Genomic DNA, 18,726 nt, shown 5'->3' on the forward strand with positions numbered 1-18,726 from the left:
TATTAAAATGTGTACTTTTTGCTTAACACCTGTGTAAAGCGTAGCAAATTCGTGCCTTTATTAACTAATCCGACCTATTAAATGCCAATTTTACTAGACAAAACCCCCTTAAAGGACTAATATTCAAAGCGCTTAAAACATAGATCAATCCCTATTACTGCGTTGTTCCTTCGTTACTCCTTTTTAAAAGTTGTACCAGATGCTAGATGCGATATTAGCTGAAATATAAATTAAGCCCGACGGTGATAATCACCAAAATATACACTTTTAAAAAAGGTTAAAAACATGTCTAACAAAGTAGATGGCGTTGTAAAATGGTTTGACGAGTCAAAAGGTTTTGGCTTTATTTCACAAAACGACGGCGGCAAAGACGTATTCGTACATTTCCGTGCAATCCAGTCAGAAGGTTTCAAAACTCTTGCTGAAGGTCAAGCGGTTTCTTTCGAAGTTGAAGACGGTCAAAAAGGTCTTCAAGCTGCGAACGTTGTAGTACTTTAATTAGTCACTACAAGAAAAAAGCGAGTTATTAACTCGCTTTTTTTGTGCCTGTTTTTTATATTCACTCAGTAAAACCTAGCCTGATACAATTCATGCTTGTCACAATACTTGAGCACATTAAATTGTTTGCAATAACAAAGCTCTGCCTAGTTTAAAAAAGCCTCACCATCGCATTTAAACATTAAGTTTAAAAAACCACCTTTCAATCTGGTTCATTGCCGCAGTAATTAAGCGCTCGTTTATTAATTGCTAGTTAGTTTAATTTCGCTATTAAAGCCTATTATTGAACGCAAATAACTACACAGAAATATCGTTAATCACCTGTTTTGCCAGTGCTTTTAACTCATCTGGCTCTGGGTGTGTGTAACCATACGTACGTAAGCCATAAATACTCATCACCAACGAACGTGCCCTGCACTTTGCATCACGCAAACCAATAATTTCACCCGCAAGAATGCCTTTTTCAATGATTGCTTCTAATCCTGCTTGCCAACGATGAAGTTGCTCTGTAACAAGCGTTTGCACGTCGGAATCCTGTTCCGCCAATTCATTAAGTGCTTTTTGTAATAAACACGACGCTTCAGGTTCGCAACTTAAACATTGCTCAACAATATGGTTAAGATACGCATTTAAACCTGCTAATGGCGATGGCTCTTTTTCAAAGAAGGCGTTAAAAAATGCAGTGCTGTCTTGGTTATACTGACCAATTGCTGCAAGCAGTAACCCTTTTTTATTTTCAAAAGCGCAATATATTGAACCTGGATGCAAACCCGTTGCGGCCTTTAGGTCTTGCATGCTGGTTTTGTTGTATCCTTTATGCATAAACGCATTCATCGCAGATCGCAAAACCGTTTCGCGATCAAATTCAGCACTTCTCATAGCGAACCTCTTAATCAATAGTTTGCCAATATAACTTAATTTGAATATTTGTTCAAAAAAGTACTTGAATGAACATTCAAATTGAGCTAACTTGAATAATCATTCAAATTAGCGAGACATAAACACATGGCTAAATCACTTTTTGATGAAGTTGCGTTAAACGCTGAAATCACATTACAAAACCGTATTTTAATGGCACCATTAACACGCTGTATGGCTGATGAAAACCTCGTACCTACAGAGCAAATGGCAACATATTACGCAAAGCGCGCAAATGCGGGCCTGATTATTTCAGAAGCGACTATTATTCGCGCCGACGGCCAAGGTTATCCAAATACACCGGGATTATTCACCGCGGAACAAATTCAAGGTTGGCAACGCGTTACAAAGGCAGTACATAACAACGGCGGCAAAATTTTTGCACAACTTTGGCACACAGGTCGTGTTGCTCACCCTCACTTTTTTAATGGCAACAATGTATTAGCGCCAAGTGCGTTAAAAGTTGAAGGTACTGTGCCACGGATGCGTGAACTTGAATATATTGAGCCGACTCCTGTTACCGTTGCGCAAATTGAGCAATTAGTAAAAGACTATGCCCAAGCGGCAAGCAATGCCATAGATGCAGGTTTCGATGGTGTTGAAATTCACGGTGCAAATGGTTATTTAATCGACCAATTTTTACATTACAACAGCAATCATCGTACTGATGAATTTGGTGGCTCGCCAGAAAACATGTCACGCTTTGCTCTGCTTGTGGTAGACGCTATTTCCGAACGAATTGGCGCTAAACGTACAGCGTTTCGTATTTCTCCAGGAGCCTATTTTAATCTTGAACCCCATGCAGACGACCGCGCAGTATTTGACTATTTACTCGATGCACTTTCAGAGCGCGAACTTGCATATTTACACATTGGTATTTTTGATGATGAGCAACGCTTTGAGTACCTAGGTGGTCGCGTATCTGACTATGTGCGCGAAAACTATCCACATACATTAGTGGGTAACGGCGGTTTTAGTGCCCAATCGGGTGAATTGGCAATTAATCAGGGGCGTTTTGATTTGCTTGCCATTGGTCGTCCATTTATTGCCAACCCAAATTACGTTGAACGAGTAAAAAATGCAGAAGAACTTACCCCATACAGCGAAGAGATGCTGCAGGAGCTGGTTTAATTTATATCACTAAAAAAGGTGCTAAATTAGCGCCTTTTTTATCTTTTTAAAAGCATTTGAAATTTAATAAGTACTTGTCGGGTCAAGTAAGTAACGTAATTACTAGGACCCCAAATATGAAACGTTTTTTACTATGCCTTGCGCTAATTGTTCCGTTTTTACTTAGCGCAAAGCCAATCGCTGAATCGAGTGATGAGGTTACCCCTTTATTGAATGGACAGACCATTCCAGATGTTGAGGTTACTCAAATAAACGGTAAAACTACATCGCTAAAAGAATATCTAAATGGCGACAAAGCGATTTTATTTTTCTATCGTGGAGGCTGGTGCCCGTTTTGTAATACCCAAATGGGGCAACTCAAAAAAATTGAGCCAGAACTAAAGCAACTTGGCTTTAAACTCGTTGGCATTTCCACTGACGCACCGAAAGACCTAAGCAAAAGCGTTGAAACAATGTCACTGCAATACGATTTATTGTCTGACTACAACAGCGAGATCAGCAAAGCCTTTGGTATTGCATTTTTTACTGACGCCAAAACAACTCAACGCTATGTTAAACGCCTTAATTTAACCAATCCGCTAAAGCGTAATAAAGCCGGTGAACCTCGATTAGTATTACCTGTACCCGCTATTTACGTGATTGATGAAAAAGGATTAGTGCAGTTTAATTACGTAAACCCTAATTTTAAAGTTAGGTTACATGAGGATGTTTTACTTAAAGTGGCTGAAGTTTATAAGTAATCAACCAGCCTGTTAATAGCGTGACTAAGCTAAATTCACGTTAAGTGATTTTAGTTAAGCTAAATACTCAGATTTAGTACTTAATAAGTTATTAGGTTAAAACGCAATTGTGCTTATCAATTATAAGCTTATTGCAAACTGCTACCACCCGAATAAATAAACATTACTTTTATGATGTAATTTGTTATCTCGAGTTTTGGTTAACTATACTTATTGGCAAATTGAAATGACTTTCATCTTAAGGTTTGTGAATGGCAACACGCCAAGCATCACCACAAGAACAGGTATCCGATTTGCCAATATTACCGACAATATTGGTCGAATTGTTGAGCATTCCGCTTGATGATAAAGATTACTTCAACAAAATTGAAAAACTCGCAGAGCGCGATCCGCCCCTTGCCCTCAAAATAATTCAACTAAGCAACACCGCTAAACAAGCCGCTATTAAACCCATTCGCAGTATTAAAGATGCGATTGTGCGCATGGGCACAAAAGAGGTATTTAACTTAATAAACTTAGTGGCACTGACCAAGGTATTTGTGCCCACCAGTCAATTTGAAAAACAATTGTGGCGTCAATCGTTAATCTCAGCGGAATTACTAAAAACCACCTATGACGTACTGTTACGCAGCGTGATCACCGCTGATATGGCTTACTTGGTTGGTTTATTACACGATATAGACATCACATTAAACCACAAACTGTATGCCAAGTACTTTGAATCACTTGACGATTTAACTTGGTATTTGCCAAAGCCCTATGAAAAGCACCGTATTGCCTATTTACAGCGTCAACACGCGTTTAATGGCGCGAAAATTTGTAAAACATGGCATATCCCAAGCCCTATTCCCGAGATAATTTATTTCCATCATCACGATAACCTGCCCGATAAATTTAAACAGTTTATGCCTTTGTTAGAGACAATTCGCAGAGTGCAGTTTTGCGATTTAACGACCCAAATTTATTGCAAGCATCAGGCACTTGAGCTTGATGTATTAAATGAGTTAATCGCGAGCAATGAAGTTCTACTTAGTTGGCAAAACCAGTACGCTAACTTTGCGCAATTGCTAAACCAACTGCCAACAGCCATATTGCTTGCTGAAGAAAAGTACCGTTTATTGGCCATTTAACTGACGCACAAAATTTAACGTTTGAAACTAACATAAGTTCAACCGTTTACACCTAAATATTTTGACCTACACTTTATAAAAATGGATCAGGCAGCCAAATATGAAACTAAAAACAGCCTTTATAAGCTCGCAAGTCGCTTTGTTAATCAGTTTTATTGTGGTGCTCACGTGTGGCGCCATAATTTATCAAAAAGTCGCTAGTCACTACCGTATTACGCAATCGCTAACCGACTTTAAACAGGTATTGTCTGACACCGTTAATTTACAACAAGAGTTTTCCCTTGATAAAGACGAGCAAATGCTTGAATGGTCAAAAGAGCAGTTTGATGATTATTCACAACTGCATTTTGCGCTATTTAAACAAGTAGCAGACCTTGAAATTGCAGCGCGACTGCTTACGCAAATTCAAGAAGCAATGCGCCAGTTTGAACAAAATCTTAATAAACAAATCGCCATTCAAAAACAACTTGGTTTTAATGAAGATCAAGGTATTCGTGGCAGCTTTAGAAAATCCATTCATGCAATTCAAACCGTAAGCCAGCAAATTAACGATCAAACGCTTGAGATAATGATATTAGAATTAAGACGCCGAGAAAAAGACTACTTATTACGCTGGAATAAAAAGTACTTAGAACTACATAAACAAACATTAGTACAAATAAAGGTGTACCTACAAACGCATAACAGCGAGTTAAAAACCCAGTTAATCGATAATTTAAAAGACTATGATTACAACTTTACCCAATATACCGCACTCCTAGACACCATGGGACAGTCGTCCACCCTTGGTGTTGCCGGTAAAAATAAAGTGCTGTCACAGGTTATCAATGAGCGCTTTACAAACCTATCTTTACTTTTAAACGAGCGCGCAAAAGACGCCAGTAATCAAGTGTTGTTCATCACGTTCAGCGTTACATTTGTATTTTTAGCATTTAGTTTACTAAGCTCATTTTTAATTAATCGACGCATTGGATATGGCTTATTTAAGCTAAATGCATTTATCAGTTCAATTTGCCAATCTGATACCTTTTCAATGCGCAGTAATATACGTGGTGATGACGAAGTAACCGATCTGGCTAAAAATATTGATAACCTACTTGCCCATATTGAGGAACTAATTAATCGATTAAGTTTGGCGCAAAAGCGCTTAATTGAAGACGCGAAAATGGCAAGTCTTGGTACTATGGTAAAAGGCTTTGCCCATGAGCTAAATACACCGCTTGGCATTGCGATAACCAGCGAGTCCCATTTAAGAGATCAAGTAGAGCAACTTAAACACTCCTTTAACCAAGGCACATTGCAAAAAAACACCCTTGAGCAAATGATCTTGGATGCAGAAAACTGCTTAAGTTTGATGGAGTCAAATTTAAACCGTTCAGCAAGTTTAATTAACAACTTTAAGCAAGTTGCGTCGCATCAAGAATACGATGAATTAGTCGAGTTTAATGTCGAAACCTTTTTAAATAACCTGTTTGATAGCCTAAAACACGAACTTGATAAGTACGATGTTAACGTTAGCGTCGAAGCGACAAATGGACTGGTTATTAAAAGCTATTTAGGTGCGTTTAATCAGATATTTACAATCCTTATTGTTAACAGTTTACGTCACGGCAGTGAACCAAATAAAACCTTAAACATTAATATCGTGGCGAAAATGGTAGGGGCAACACTGCACTTCCGTTACATGGATGACGGTGCAGGTGTAAAAGAGTCATTGCTCGACAAAATTTTCGAACCCTTTGTAACAACAAAACGTGCCAAAGGCGGAACCGGTTTGGGGCTGAGTATTGTGTACAACTTGGTCACGCAACGCCTTAAAGGTGAAATCGAATTTCAAAGTATCGAGGGTGAAGGCGTATGTATTTACCTGCATTTTGATGAAATTGATTACAATCTTAAGTTTGATGAGTAATAAGCATGTCGATTTAGTTTTACAGCAAGTATCGAGGTTACCATCTAGCGAAAATACATAAACGGTTACTATTTTCACTAAGCCATTCGCTCTAGAAATAGACAGCAAAGTTCAACACACTTAGCTTTCTGTGTTAATGTAAACGCGTATAAATTAATTGAATTACACTATGGATCAAGTTGTTAGCCATTTCATAGGCTTGCTTAAAACTGGCAATATAAAAGAAATCACCACGTTTTATTTAACGCAAACGCCTCAGAGTCAAGCACACATAATGCTGTTTTTAAACTTGCAGGCCAATAAAAACGTGAACTCATTTGATTATTTTCAACGTTTAAGTGTCACGCTAAACGGCGAACACCCAATGCCCACGCCGTTAGTATCGCAACTTAAAAATAACCAAGCATTATCGTTTTTTACGCCGTTATTGCAGAAAATGGCAAACTTTTCGCTGCAAGATTCAATGAAGCGCAATGTCTTGCATTACCTATTTGTTGCCCGCGGTGAGCACACAAATGTGCCCTTTACTTATGTTCGCTCACTCTTATTATTTGAAAGTAATGTGTTTTTACCAAAAGCACTGAGCCAACGTGAATCAAATGGGTTAACGCCGCTTGAATGTTACCTGCATTTAAATATTCAAAGCACTGTTTTACCAAACCATGAACTCACCGCGTTTATTGCGCTATGTGAAATAGAGCGTAGCCAAATCACCTTAAACAGCGACAACTTAAATTCTGCACTAAAGCGATTTAAAAAACAGCGTACCGATTTTGACCTAACATCCGATTACATCGAACAAAAATGTTTATTGCTAGCCAGTTACTACGGTGTCTCAGAGCAGCACATTATTACTTCGCTTAACTAGCTTGCGCTCTCAACAATCAGTAATAAACAACACAACAAATAGAACAATAACAAAGGTTTACCGATACATGTTTGCATCACTTAAAACTAAGTTAATTACACCACTTTGCCTGAGCTTGCCGATTTTAACGCTTGCTACGTTTAATGTAAACGCTGCCACAGCGTTTAACGCAACAAGCGCATGGCAAGAGGTTGAACACGTACTGACAAAGCAATACGCCTATTTTGATAGGTTAAACAATGCAAATACAGTATTGAACCAGTTTAAAAGTAAAGCGCTGAAGGCTAAAAACAAGGCTGAGTTTAATGACATTAGCCAGCAGCTTATGCGTACCTTTTCTGACCCGCATTTAAACCTTGGTCCCTACGATAAAAATGATTTTAGTGTATTTCCAACTGGCTCCGATATCCGCGCGATTTATCAAAACGACCAATTTATTGTGCAAGATATCAAAGCTGGTTCAGCTGCAGATAAAAGCACTCTCACATTAGGTTCAAAAATTATCAAAATGGATAACCAGCCAATAAAGGCTCTTGTCGCCAGCTTATTTGCTCAAGGGTTTGAAACCTTATCGCCACAACAAATTGAGTATGGGGTAAATGTTGTACTTGGCGGCCTTCGTAAACAAACGCGAGCGATTACCTTTACAAATAACAAAGGGACTCAAAAAACCATTACACTTGCCGCCAGTTATGATGCGATTAATGCACTCAACGATGGGCCTACATTAAGCTACCGTAATTTAGATGGTCTCGGCTATATCCGCTTTAATAATTCCCTTGGTAACAACCAAACGGCGGCCTCCTTTAAAAAAGCGATTAACGCACTTAAGCACACACGCGCACTGATTATTGATTTGCGTAATACACCAAGTGGCGGCAATACTGGCGTTGCAGAACCCATTCTGGGTCACTTTGTTATCGAAAAGACACCGTATCAAACCTATCGCACACAAACGTCTAACATGGCGTATCACAAAGCACCAATGCAAACAGCGTTTGTTACGCCAACTAAACCACACTATGCAAAGCCATTTATTGTGCTTGCTGGTCGTTGGACCGGCAGCATGGGTGAAGGTATGACTATTGGACTTGACGCCCTTGGTGCACAAACCGTGATTGGCGCACCCATGGCCGATTTACTCGGAGGCATTAAAACAGTGACTTTAGAACAAAGTGATGCGTGGCTAGAAATGGCATTTGAGCGTTTATACCATGTAAATGGCACCTTTAGAGAAGATTTTGAGCCACATATATTAGTTATCCCAACAGATAAAGATAACCAAGGTGCTGATCCTGCCCTAAATAAAGCCATTGACTACTTACAACACTCTACCAGTATGTAACTGGATGCATATAAATAAAAAAGCCTGCATACATTGCAGGCTTTGTTATTAAACCAACGGGAAATTTATGATTGATTAACGCTTAAAATCTAACGTTAATGTTGGCAGAAACACTTCTACCCGGCTCTGAGTAACGTTTAATGCCGTCGTTAGCAACACCGCCTCTAAAACCGCCTGAACCTTCTGACACAAAACGAATGCGCTGCCAGTTGTAGTACTCTTCATCGAATAAATTACGTGCCGCGATATTTATCACCATGTTATCTGTGATATCGAAATTAGCGATTAGATCAACTACGGTCGACGTATCACTCAGGAAATCGGTCGCTTGAACCTGCTCGCCTTGTGCATTTGTGGTGTATGCATCGCTTGCCTTTTTCTCAGCTTGATGACGAACTTGCGCCATAACACGCCATAGTGACTGTGAATCATAACCAACACTGACAACTGCCGAGTCTGGTGAAACGGTTAGCATTGGGTCGCCATTGTCATATTCACCTTCAGAATGGGTGTAAGCAGCGCGCAACTCTAAACCATTATTAAAGCGATAAAGCGCATCTAACTCAACACCTTGAACACTTGCTTCACCGATGTTTTCAGGTCGTTGATAGTCATCTGTAGTGACCTCCATTTGCTTGTAACAACCACATGAAGGGTCATACACGCGCTTGGTTGTTGGTGTCGCTAAATCGCGGGTATAAGTAACATTATCAATAAAATCCGTGTACTCACTGTCAAATACCGACACACGTACTCGGCCGTTATCATTTTGCCACTGATAACCGAGTTCCATATTAAATGCTGATTCAGGTTTTAAATCATAGTTTGGTACAAGTTGCCAATCATCAACCGTTGCACCGCGTGAGCCATAATAAACTTGCTCAACAGATGGCGCTCTAAAACCTGTGCCAAGGTCAACAATCACTGAGTGATTTGGTGTTATTTCGTAGTTTGCAGAAAGCTGCCACGTAAATGCATTCATATCAACGTCTTTAACAAGGCCTTGATCATTTGTGAAATACTGGTCGAACTCTGGCTGATAGCTGTAATCGTCATATCGCAATCCCGCACTTAACGTTAACGCGTCTGTTACAGTCACGCTATCACGTAAATACGCATTCCAAATCGCAACGTCTGTTTGAGGAATAAAGTTAGCATCTTTTATTGGATAATGAGTTGTGCCATCAGCAAGAGGGCGTCTTAATTGTTGATAACCTGAATCAGTTGTCAGCCCATTGTAACGGTGGTCCCACATATTATTTTCAAGTTCACGCGTTTCAAAGCTTGTACCGTAAACAATATCGTGGCGCATTTGCCCAGTAACTAGTTGCTTTGAAAAATCAAATGCAAGGGTTGAAGTCTGTTGTGTTAGTTCGCGTTGCTCTTGACGTAAATACGCTTCTCCTAGCACTAAGCATTGGTAACTCGGTGAGTATTCAAGACACGCCGCGTAATGCATATTAGTTACACCAGAGGTAAAAATATCTTGATAATCAAAACGTACATCCAGCTCATCAAATGCTACGGTATCTAGCGTTAAGTAATAAAATACACCGTATCGGGCACGATTTTGTTCATCATCTGAAAAACGACGTTGAATACTGCTTGAAACGCGCGATAGGTTTTCTACTTGCGACAGGTTATCGTCATTTTCAACAACAAAGCCTAGTTCATGAACGTCGTTAAACTGATACTGGGTTTTAAACAAAAGTGCGTCGCTGTTAAAGTCGAGTGGATCTGGCCTTTCTCGCGATGCACCCGTTGTATCAGGGTTTCCAGAGTGGTTACTTGATTCACTGCCCTGACGTTTTGTGTACATTAGTAGTGTTTCTAGCCCACCAAACTTGTTAGCCACTGCAATTGTGCCTTGCGCTTGTTCATCGCGCTCATCATAACCAAACTTGAAATAACCACGGGTTTGATTTTCATCGCCGTCAAGTAAATCTGAGGCACTCATGGTGGTAAACATCACTGCACCACCAAGCGAACCAGAACCACTGATTACTGAGTTTGCGCCTTTAACAATTTGAATAGCTTTCATATGCTCAATTTCAGTCGAGTTACGACTCGCTCGAAAATACTCATAAGGCGCAAATGAAGGGGGATCGAGTGTTTCACCTTGGGTTAAGCCATCAACCGTAATCGCAATACGATCGCCTTCCATACCGCGAATATTAAAACCGTTATTACCAAAACGGCCCATGCTTGCAACGTCTACACCTGGAATGTAGTCAGCTACATCATTAATATCTTGCATTACGTTTGACGAAACTGACACGCTGTCGAGCTCCGTTTGCGACTTAGATTCAACGCGCTTGTTGGCAGATAATTTTGTTTTTTCTAGTGTTGTGACCTGCGTATTTGCCAACGCATATGGGCTTGCGCCCGCGATTGAAACAACTGATGCAAATGAAATTGCGGTGCTTAGCTTAGATAGAGTAAAGCGCAAAAGAGTATCCTCACATTTAAAATTCATAGTCATCGCACTCGAGTCGTAATGATAATGATTCGCGTTTTTAATGCAAGGTAAATTATACTTTTTTTCGCAATACCGTTAACTGCGCTAAATCCACTACAGGAAAACAAATAAATGATTGATATATTAAAAAATAATATAAATTTTATTGGTGATTTTTCGTCAAAACCAAGTTTTCACATAAAACTTAAGTAGCTTGAGCTAAACAACATAAAAGTGAAGTGAGTATTTTAAGAAAGTAAGCGGCAAATCCTTATGCCGTTTTTATATAATTTACGCTAGAGCATGTTAGTCCGTACAGCCAATTTTTGTAGTGCTTTTGTTGCCACTTTTTGAACTAGCGCTTGGCTTTTACGGCGTAATCGTCAGATTAAGTTGCCCTATTTCCCCTTTTCCACCGTGAGTTATTGGGGCTTGTTTCGTGAGATTAAATGGCAACTTTTGATAACTGATATCACCGTGCTCTCGGCTAACTTCAATATGCAATATCAATTCATTTTCAGTGACAATTTCGCCAAAATCGTCCTCGCCAAACCATGTGATACTGTGTTGCCCTGGCTTTCGCGTTGCATGGGCAAGATGTGGAAAAACACTATTTTCCTTGCGCCCTACTTTTCGCCACCAACGCCTGCTTTGCTGCCACCATCTTTCGCTATCACCAAGAATAGCCATTTGTTTTATTGGTTTACCTTTAGGGTCTGATAGCCATATCGCAACATAAGGTTTACGGTAATCGGCAATATCAAATTCAGGTAACGTGTAATCAAATGTCAGCTTTGCTTTGTGTTTTGATACATCGCGTTGTTGCCATGTTTTTGAATAAACAACGCGCCCGTCAGGCAAAAATAATACGCCTGCTACGTCATGCTTATTAAGCCAATGAATGGCATTTACACCATTCATTGTGGTTAACGCGGTTGCAATGGCATCAGCATTTGTAGTTGTTTTTGCAATTACCGCAGCGCCGATAGGCTTTGTAATGGGCCAGCCATCGCGGGGGGCAAAAATATGGCTAAACGTATTGTGCTTGATTTGAAAATGACGAAACGCAAGGCCACTTGCTGCATATGCGTGATTTTCCAAATTAGTTAACATCACCTGCGTTGCGTTCTTAACATTTGGGTTTGTAAATGCGATTGGCCACGCGCCGTAATGACGACCATCGCCGCCAATATCAATTTTAAAGCGGCTTTCACTATAACGGGCAACAAGTAAGTCATACACTTTATCTATGATAAACCCTTTCGCGATACCATTAACATCAAGCGTTAGTTCCTCATCAAGGGTGATGTGTGACCCATTAATTAAGATTGTTTTATCGCGTAACGAACGGGCCTCGCGTCTTACCTCAATGCGCGATGGCATAGTTTGCGTTTGTTCAGCCTGTTGCCAAATTGGTAAAATACTGCCTAGTCGACAACTAAAATGGTTAGTGGTACTTACTTGCCATTGCTGACATAACTTGAGTACGTCGATAAGCTCAACAGGTGCATTTTTTAGTTGTTTCTCACGATTTAAAATCGAAAGGGAACTACTTTTGTTATAGCGCGATAAAATCATATCCAAGCGTGTTAACTCTTGTTTAACTAACTCAAACGCTTGGTTTTGTTCAGTCCCGGTGACATCCTCTATAGTAAACTGAACAGATGTGCCTAAATAGGCCGTTGTGGCGTACTGTTTTGCCACTGCGTTAAATCCGCACACAAGTGCTGCGATCAAAACCACAAAACGCATCATTTACCTTTTTTAAATTTAAAGGGGGATTACTCCCCCTGAATGTTTGGAATTTTTGACCCGCAACCGTTACAGTTTACCGTCTTGTTTTTTAGCATCGCTGTTAGCTAGTTGTGCTTTAGCCTTTTCGTCAAACTCAACTTTGCCGTCTTTGTTTTTGTCATAACGTACAAAACTGCGCACACCTGACAATTGAAACTCCTCAAATGTCATACCATTGCTGTCTACATCAAGGATTGCAAAGCGTTTATCGGTACGTGCTACGCGTTTTTCACGGGCTTTTGCAATTTGCGTATCAAGTCTGTTTTCAAATTCTGCTAAATATTCGTCAAATACCAGTTGGCCGTCACCGTTTTCATCTGTTCTTGCGAACATTTCTTCACGCACTGCCATGTACTCTTGCCAAGACACACTGCCATTGCCATTAGCGTCGTAAATCGCAACCATGCCCTTTTTATTATGCGTAGTTGGCATTTTTACAACACGTTTCGCACTGGCTATTTTGCGCTCGCGTTGTTGTTTTTTAATTTCTTCTTCGCTTTTTTGCTTAGTTTTTTTACGCGGTTTGTATTCAGGTTTCGGATCTTCATCGGTGATCATGCCGTTTTTATCCGTATCAAAAAAATCAAAACCGCGCTTTGCAACATCCATGTATTCGTCTTTCGACATTATGTCGTCGTCGTTTTTATCCATTGCGTTAAAGCGCATTTTTGTTTGCTTAACGCTTTGTGTACGCTCTTGTGCAATTTTTTGGTCGAGACGATTTTCGTATTCGTTACGATATTCATCTAAGTTCACTAGGCTGTCTTTATTTTCATCAGCAAGGTCAAAGCGTGTTTTTCGTGCTTTAAAAAACTCTTCAATCGTTACTTGTTGATTGTTATCTGTATCCCAAGTATCAATCCAGCTATAGCTAAAATGGGATTTTTCTGCTGCTACAACTGAAAAACTATGAATTGCTGCAACCACAGCAATGGCCGATAAGGTTTTAATTGGACCTTTCATTTTCAACCTCTTTTATAATTGAGAAAGTGTTTGGGATAATGCATTAAAATTACTTTTTAAACGCGCAATTAATGGCGCTTTGTTAAATCGACTAAAATCATCAATATGCCAGGTATTAGGCGATGGCGTTTTCTTAACTTTATCGACTAATAAGTAATTTAGACCTAGGGCTTGTGCGTCTTGCTGAGTCGCTAAATCTGTCGCAAAGCCATTAACAAACGGCGCCTGTTTCGCATTTGCCACCATAAATGCGACGTCGTGCTTAATTAACAGCGCATTACTCGCGCGATTAATACTGCGAATTTGCGACGACAGCGCTTGTTGATTGGCATTAAACATTGTAGAGAATTGTGGCCAAAGGCTCACTAAATCACGCTTCAAAATGCCTAGCATAAGTAGTAAGTTGTTATTATTAAGCCAAAAATACTCTTGTTGGTTTAGTAACACGACTTTTTCGCCCTTTGGCAACAGAGCCTCAGCAATATCAATTTCAACCACACGAATATTGCTTTGGCGCATACTGGCATATAAATCAAATTGTGGCTTTACTGCCCGCATTGATACATACGCATCAAACTGGTCAAACTTGCGCGTTTTGTTTTTCTTAATCCAGCTTGGGATGCGACTTACAGGTAAACGCTTTGGCGGTAAATAAGTCACTTGAATAGGCGTATTTTCAACCATTGCTGTCACTAAGCTATGGCTTATTGGACTCACAGTGACAATTTTCAAAGACTTACTTTCGCTTGCCTCTAACGCACCTACAGCCAAAGGCATTAAGGTTAATAACATGGCTAATATAAGATCACGCACGGGTGCTTACTCCTTTTACGCTGTGCACGCTAATGGCAAATACAAACCAACAACAGGCGGTTAATATAATTGCAGGCCCAGTTGTAACAGCCCATTGCATATACATTGGCAGCAACACGCCAATTAATGCGCTGGTTGTTGCAATCATTACTGACCATAACAACATGCTGCGTAAGTTATGGGCTAATAATCGCGCACTTGCAGCAGGAATAAGTAACAACGCACCAACTAAAATTGCACCGATGATTTTCACGGCAGCGACTGTCATCAAGGCAATAAGCACAACAAAGCCATAATCATGCAACTTAGTGTTAATGCGTCGGCTCTTTGCAATTTCAGGCGCAATTGCCGTTAAGAATGCTTGATTTGAAAAACGCCATGCAAGCACCGCAATAATGACAAACATCACTACTAAAATGAGTAAGTCTTGTTCATTGGCGGTAAGTACCGAGCCAAATAACACTTGCTCTACTAAATGGGCGTTTACTTGTTGCGCAACCAACATTAAAAGCGCCGCCCCCATTGCCAAAGCAAACGCCAGAAACACACCAATTAGTGCGTCATAAGGCACGGTCGTTCGCCCTCTCACCCACTGCAACGACAAGGCAAACAATAATGAAAATGCAAATAAACTGATCCAAGGTGCGGTAATTGGTTCGCCAAGTAGAATACCAATGGATACGCCGGTGAGTGCTGAGTGGCCAACTGCTTCTGATAAAAAGGCTAAGCGTTTTACCACTACTAAAGTGCCTAATGCTCCCAACAAGGGGCCTATTAACAAAGACGCTAAAAAGGCATTGACCAAAAAACCATAGCTGAACATTTCTGGTAACAGACCAATATTCACTAGATTTGAAAAGAATGTATGTACTAGGTCCAACATAATGTTCCTACGCTGATGTTGCTAACTCAAATGGTGCGACATTCGGCTTTAAGCGGCTAAATACGTGTTCAATCGGACCATAGTCAACCAACTGCCCATCAATTACCGCAACAAACTGACAATACTGCTCCACCACGTGCCAGTGGTGTTCAACCATAATCACGCTGCCACCCGCTTGGTGAAATTCTGATAACACATTAAGAATTAGTGCATGGCCTTGTTTGTCTACACCGGCAAGTGGTTCATCTAGCACCAGAATATCCGGTTGATTAATTAGCGCAGCGCAAAGTAAAACGCGTTGTCTTTCGCCAGCCGATAATGTACCAAGGCGTTTGTTATTAAAGGTTTCAATTTGCAAACGCGTCATAGCATTTCGTATTGCTTGCTTTTGCTTATGCCGAAACCAAACTGGGCAGGTATCGCATACCATAGTGAGGTAATCGCTTACAGTTATCGGTAAAGAGGGCTCAATAATCGCAATTTGTGGTAAATAACCAATACGCCGCGCACTTTGCTCAGGCCAATCTAAGGCGATTTGTCCGCGGTGTGGCACTTGTCCCATAAGGGCTTTAATCAATGTTGACTTACCACCGCCATTTGGCCCAACCACGCCTAGCCAAATTCCCGCAGGTACCGACAAGTTAACGTCATTTAACAGCAGGTTGTTGTTAATGCTGACACTTAAGTCACTAACACATACGATAGGAGCATGAATTGTCATAGCGTGTTACCTGATTTTGATGCGGCAAATGTCAGCGCTTTGGAGAGCATCGTCAGGTTGTGCTTCATTTCCCGTTCAACTAGGTCTTGGCTGTACTGACCATGGGTCATATGTGAAAAATGATACACTTTAATGCCGGTCGCTTTTTCAATTACATCAACATAGCTGTTTGCCATATTAAGTTCTGTGAACAGCACGTCTATGTCGGCTTTTTTTATTTCATTAATCGTTTGTTGTAACTGCGACGCACTTGGAGAAACCCCGTGCGCGGGCTCAACAACAGCTGACACGGTTAAGCCAAACTCTTGCAATAAATAACCATATGCGTTGTGGGTGCTCGCTATACGCACATTCGATAAATCATGATTGATTAAAATATCTTGCACTGGCTTTTTTAACGCCCGCAATTTTTTGGCATATAAAAAAGCGTTTTTACTAAAGTACTTAGCGTGCTCAGGTGCCAATTGACCAAGTGATTTAGCGATGGCATAAACTTGGCGGATTGCCGCATCGATAGAAACAAAGGTATGAGGATTCACCTTATGGTTTTTACGCAGCAGCGGCACTTGGTCGTTGGCTTTTATCAGTGTAACGCCTTGCGGTTTTATACGATTTAACCCATCGAGCGCAAAATCATCATGACCAATACCGTTAACGACCAGCGCGTCCATGTTTTTTAAACGACTAATATCGGCAGGGCTTAAACTGTAATTGTGTGGATTAAATCCCGTTTCAATGAGCGGAATTACTTCACCCTTGTTACCCACAATATTTGCCACATAGGCATAATAAGGGTGTAAGGTCGCACCGACATGCAACTTACCATGCTGTGCATATGCGTTTGATAACGTGATGCAGAACACCATCACACTAAACATAATTTTATAAAACAAGCGAACCTCTAATTTTGGTTAGTCTGGCTACTTACGTGTTGCCATTTATTATTGTTATTGCAAAGCGCGCTATCGTCATGATGTCCGTGCGCTATCGCGCTATGAGTTTGTTCGCGCCACATCACTTGCCAGCCCGAATCGTGAAAGTTAAGGCGTACTAGGTGGTTATCGTGTTGATGTATAAAACAAGCTGATTTCGGTGATTCAAATTCACGCTCGGAAAAAGGTTCAATCTGGTAGGTGATCAGCTCGTTTAATGTAGGCCTCATTGCCAATTCGCCTACACTGGATAAAATAGCGATTTCTTCGGCGGCATTTTGTAATTGGGTGCTAAGGCTTACAATATTTGCCGGCAGTGCAACACGTTTACTTCGCTCGCCTACCGTGAGCACAAGAAGTAATGCTGCAAGCGCGACTATTGATACAATAGCCACGACAAAATAGGTATTTTCCTTGCGCCCATCTTGCTGCGGTACAATTTCCACAAAGCCAGCTTGGTAAAACGCGCGTTTATTCAAGTTCGGCATAATCAAACTCGGCTGGGCTTTCATGACCCGCATCAAACACAATATAAAACTCGCCGTTTGGCTTACTAAGCGACACGCTGCCATCACTCGCGGTTTTTACTTCACGCAGTAACGCTTCATCGTATGAGTACACTTTGAGTATTACTTCACCCGCTAGACTTGCATCAGAATAACCTGCGGTGCAGCTAAGCAGTTTTGCATCCGTATTGCTGACATGGCAGTTTAGCGTTGGAAAATGGGCATGTGCTTTAGCGCATAGCGCTAAAGACAACATGCCAATCACAGGGGGAATCAGCTTTTTCATCGTGATTTACTCAAAAATCACTTCAAATGCGTAGTATACGCGGGTAATTTCAACATCCGCTTCAGGATCGGTACTATCTATTTTATGATTAACCTTCAGCATGTAGCGCCCGCCTTTTGCGAAATTGAAGTTCACAAGGCCGTCTTTATCACTTTTCAGTTCAAGGGCTTTTGGGTTTTCACTGTATTGAGGCGCTTCGCGCTCAATGACCACATCTTGATTTGCCACTGGTTTGCCGTTAAATAACAAGCTAACCGTTAAATTTTCACCAGTTACGTAATCTGACGGATGGGTGATTGGCAGTACTTCAAAGCCTTTATTTTTTGCTTTGAGTACGTCGTTGGTAGGTGCCTTATTTGTCACGTACGACATTGCAATGGTTGTGTATGATGCGGTTTCTAAATCTCGTGCGCCTTTTGGTGCATTAGCCTTAGCGTGTGATTTATTGCCGCGAATGCGTTTTTCAGTGTCTCGCTTACCAATTTTGTAGCGTGAGTGATAGTTTGGACCGCGATGATATTCAAGTGCATATGTGCCTTCGCCTTCCACACCTAAATCGAATGTTGAAAAACGCGCACCTTGATAAAAGCTACCAATACGTCGAACTTGCTTACCGTCGGCAGCAAATACTTTTACGCCTTCACTTGGCATTGCAAAATCAGGTCGGTATGTAGTGTGTGACGCAGTGATTTGAACTGGCACGTCAACCGCCTTTTCGCTATTCACCGTAAAGTAACTTGGCCAAATATAAATATCATGGGCACTTGCTAAACCTGATGCCAAAGCAAGTGTTAGCCCCGCGGTTACGTTAACAAATTGGAATTTCAT

18 protein-coding genes are annotated in these 18,726 nt (G+C 40.8%); 7 read left to right on the forward strand and 11 right to left on the reverse strand.

Annotated elements, in window-relative coordinates; all coding sequences use genetic code 11:
* The first annotated feature begins 285 nt into the window (after positions 1-285).
* Positions 286-498, forward strand: a complete 213-nt coding sequence (locus tag L1068_RS07775; protein WP_054979221.1) for a cold-shock protein — start codon at positions 286-288, stop codon at positions 496-498.
* 297 nt (positions 499-795) lie between these two features.
* Here the strand turns inward: L1068_RS07775 and L1068_RS07780 are convergent, their stop codons facing one another.
* Complete coding sequence (locus L1068_RS07780) at positions 796-1,377, reverse strand: TetR/AcrR family transcriptional regulator (RefSeq protein ID WP_237129770.1); 582 nt, start codon at positions 1,375-1,377, stop codon at positions 796-798.
* Between the two features lie 126 nt (positions 1,378-1,503).
* Here L1068_RS07780 and L1068_RS07785 point away from each other — a divergent pair, with 126 nt between their 5' ends.
* From L1068_RS07785 to L1068_RS07810, 6 genes are all read left to right on the forward strand, one after another.
* Entirely contained in the window at positions 1,504-2,547 is a 1,044-nt protein-coding gene (locus L1068_RS07785) for an alkene reductase (RefSeq protein ID WP_237129771.1), read from the forward strand.
* A 116-nt stretch (positions 2,548-2,663) separates the two neighbouring features.
* A complete protein-coding gene (locus L1068_RS07790) occupies positions 2,664-3,287 on the forward strand; it encodes a peroxiredoxin-like family protein (protein WP_237129772.1) in 624 nt (207 codons plus the stop codon).
* A gap of 251 nt (positions 3,288-3,538) precedes the next feature.
* Positions 3,539-4,417, forward strand: a complete 879-nt coding sequence (locus L1068_RS07795; RefSeq protein ID WP_237129773.1) for an HDOD domain-containing protein — start codon at positions 3,539-3,541, stop codon at positions 4,415-4,417.
* Positions 4,418-4,517: 100 nt separating this feature from the next.
* Positions 4,518-6,329, forward strand: coding sequence for a HAMP domain-containing sensor histidine kinase (locus L1068_RS07800; protein ID WP_237129774.1), 1,812 nt, complete (start codon positions 4,518-4,520; stop codon positions 6,327-6,329).
* Positions 6,330-6,498: 169 nt separating this feature from the next.
* Complete coding sequence (locus tag L1068_RS07805; RefSeq protein ID WP_237129775.1) at positions 6,499-7,197, forward strand: hypothetical protein; 699 nt, start codon at positions 6,499-6,501, stop codon at positions 7,195-7,197.
* A 67-nt stretch (positions 7,198-7,264) separates the two neighbouring features.
* On the forward strand, positions 7,265-8,542 hold the full coding sequence (locus L1068_RS07810) for a S41 family peptidase (RefSeq protein ID WP_237129776.1): 1,278 nt from the start codon (positions 7,265-7,267) through the stop codon (positions 8,540-8,542).
* A gap of 82 nt (positions 8,543-8,624) precedes the next feature.
* Here the strand turns inward: L1068_RS07810 and L1068_RS07815 are convergent, their stop codons facing one another.
* From L1068_RS07815 to L1068_RS07860, 10 genes are all read right to left on the reverse strand, one after another.
* Complete coding sequence (locus tag L1068_RS07815; protein ID WP_237129777.1) at positions 8,625-10,991, reverse strand: TonB-dependent hemoglobin/transferrin/lactoferrin family receptor; 2,367 nt, start codon at positions 10,989-10,991, stop codon at positions 8,625-8,627.
* Positions 10,992-11,369: 378 nt separating this feature from the next.
* Positions 11,370-12,752 carry a DUF2271 domain-containing protein gene (locus L1068_RS07820; protein WP_237129778.1) on the reverse strand — a complete coding sequence of 461 codons (1,383 nt, stop codon included), beginning with the start codon at positions 12,750-12,752 and terminating at the stop codon, positions 11,370-11,372.
* Positions 12,753-12,821: 69 nt separating this feature from the next.
* Entirely contained in the window at positions 12,822-13,757 is a 936-nt protein-coding gene (locus tag L1068_RS07825; RefSeq protein WP_237129779.1) for a calcium-binding protein, read from the reverse strand.
* Positions 13,758-13,769: 12 nt separating this feature from the next.
* On the reverse strand, positions 13,770-14,570 hold the full coding sequence (locus L1068_RS07830; RefSeq protein ID WP_237129780.1) for a hypothetical protein: 801 nt from the start codon (positions 14,568-14,570) through the stop codon (positions 13,770-13,772).
* Positions 14,563-15,453 carry a metal ABC transporter permease gene (locus L1068_RS07835; protein WP_237129781.1) on the reverse strand — a complete coding sequence of 297 codons (891 nt, stop codon included), beginning with the start codon at positions 15,451-15,453 and terminating at the stop codon, positions 14,563-14,565. Before L1068_RS07835 ends, L1068_RS07830 begins: the two co-directional genes overlap by 8 nt.
* Before the next feature lie 7 nt (positions 15,454-15,460).
* Positions 15,461-16,174 carry an ATP-binding cassette domain-containing protein gene (locus tag L1068_RS07840; RefSeq protein WP_237129782.1) on the reverse strand — a complete coding sequence of 238 codons (714 nt, stop codon included), beginning with the start codon at positions 16,172-16,174 and terminating at the stop codon, positions 15,461-15,463.
* The gene (locus L1068_RS07845) at positions 16,171-17,067 is read right to left on the reverse strand and encodes a zinc ABC transporter substrate-binding protein (RefSeq protein ID WP_237129783.1); all 897 of its coding nucleotides are present in this window, start codon (positions 17,065-17,067) and stop codon (positions 16,171-16,173) included. Before L1068_RS07845 ends, L1068_RS07840 begins: the two co-directional genes overlap by 4 nt.
* An 8-nt stretch (positions 17,068-17,075) precedes the next feature.
* Positions 17,076-17,594 (reverse strand): hypothetical protein, encoded by a 519-nt coding sequence (locus tag L1068_RS07850; RefSeq protein ID WP_237129784.1) that lies wholly within the window; start codon positions 17,592-17,594, stop codon positions 17,076-17,078.
* Entirely contained in the window at positions 17,578-17,898 is a 321-nt protein-coding gene (locus tag L1068_RS07855; RefSeq protein ID WP_237129785.1) for a hypothetical protein, read from the reverse strand. Before L1068_RS07855 ends, L1068_RS07850 begins: the two co-directional genes overlap by 17 nt.
* A 6-nt stretch (positions 17,899-17,904) precedes the next feature.
* Positions 17,905-18,726 (reverse strand): DUF4198 domain-containing protein, encoded by an 822-nt coding sequence (locus L1068_RS07860; protein ID WP_237129786.1) that lies wholly within the window; start codon positions 18,724-18,726, stop codon positions 17,905-17,907.

The organism is Pseudoalteromonas sp. MMG024 (assembly GCF_021654175.1).
GTDB lineage: Bacteria > Pseudomonadota > Gammaproteobacteria > Enterobacterales > Alteromonadaceae > Pseudoalteromonas.

Coding starts and splice junctions, on each gene's coding strand:
- L1068_RS07840 (WP_237129782.1), bottom strand. CDS start 16,174: ATGACAATTCATGCTCCTATCGTATGTGTTAGTGACTTAAGTGTCAGC.
- L1068_RS07855 (WP_237129785.1), bottom strand. CDS start 17,898: ATGAAAAAGCTGATTCCCCCTGTGATTGGCATGTTGTCTTTAGCGCTA.
- L1068_RS07835 (WP_237129781.1), bottom strand. CDS start 15,453: ATGTTGGACCTAGTACATACATTCTTTTCAAATCTAGTGAATATTGGT.
- L1068_RS07785 (WP_237129771.1), top strand. CDS start 1,504: ATGGCTAAATCACTTTTTGATGAAGTTGCGTTAAACGCTGAAATCACA.
- L1068_RS07850 (WP_237129784.1), bottom strand. CDS start 17,594: ATGCCGAACTTGAATAAACGCGCGTTTTACCAAGCTGGCTTTGTGGAA.
- L1068_RS07820 (WP_237129778.1), bottom strand. CDS start 12,752: ATGCGTTTTGTGGTTTTGATCGCAGCACTTGTGTGCGGATTTAACGCA.
- L1068_RS07825 (WP_237129779.1), bottom strand. CDS start 13,757: ATGAAAGGTCCAATTAAAACCTTATCGGCCATTGCTGTGGTTGCAGCA.
- L1068_RS07860 (WP_237129786.1), bottom strand. CDS start 18,726: ATGAAATTCCAATTTGTTAACGTAACCGCGGGGCTAACACTTGCTTTG.
- L1068_RS07805 (WP_237129775.1), top strand. CDS start 6,499: ATGGATCAAGTTGTTAGCCATTTCATAGGCTTGCTTAAAACTGGCAAT.
- L1068_RS07775 (WP_054979221.1), top strand. CDS start 286: ATGTCTAACAAAGTAGATGGCGTTGTAAAATGGTTTGACGAGTCAAAA.
- L1068_RS07790 (WP_237129772.1), top strand. CDS start 2,664: ATGAAACGTTTTTTACTATGCCTTGCGCTAATTGTTCCGTTTTTACTT.
- L1068_RS07810 (WP_237129776.1), top strand. CDS start 7,265: ATGTTTGCATCACTTAAAACTAAGTTAATTACACCACTTTGCCTGAGC.
- L1068_RS07800 (WP_237129774.1), top strand. CDS start 4,518: ATGAAACTAAAAACAGCCTTTATAAGCTCGCAAGTCGCTTTGTTAATC.
- L1068_RS07795 (WP_237129773.1), top strand. CDS start 3,539: ATGGCAACACGCCAAGCATCACCACAAGAACAGGTATCCGATTTGCCA.
- L1068_RS07780 (WP_237129770.1), bottom strand. CDS start 1,377: ATGAGAAGTGCTGAATTTGATCGCGAAACGGTTTTGCGATCTGCGATG.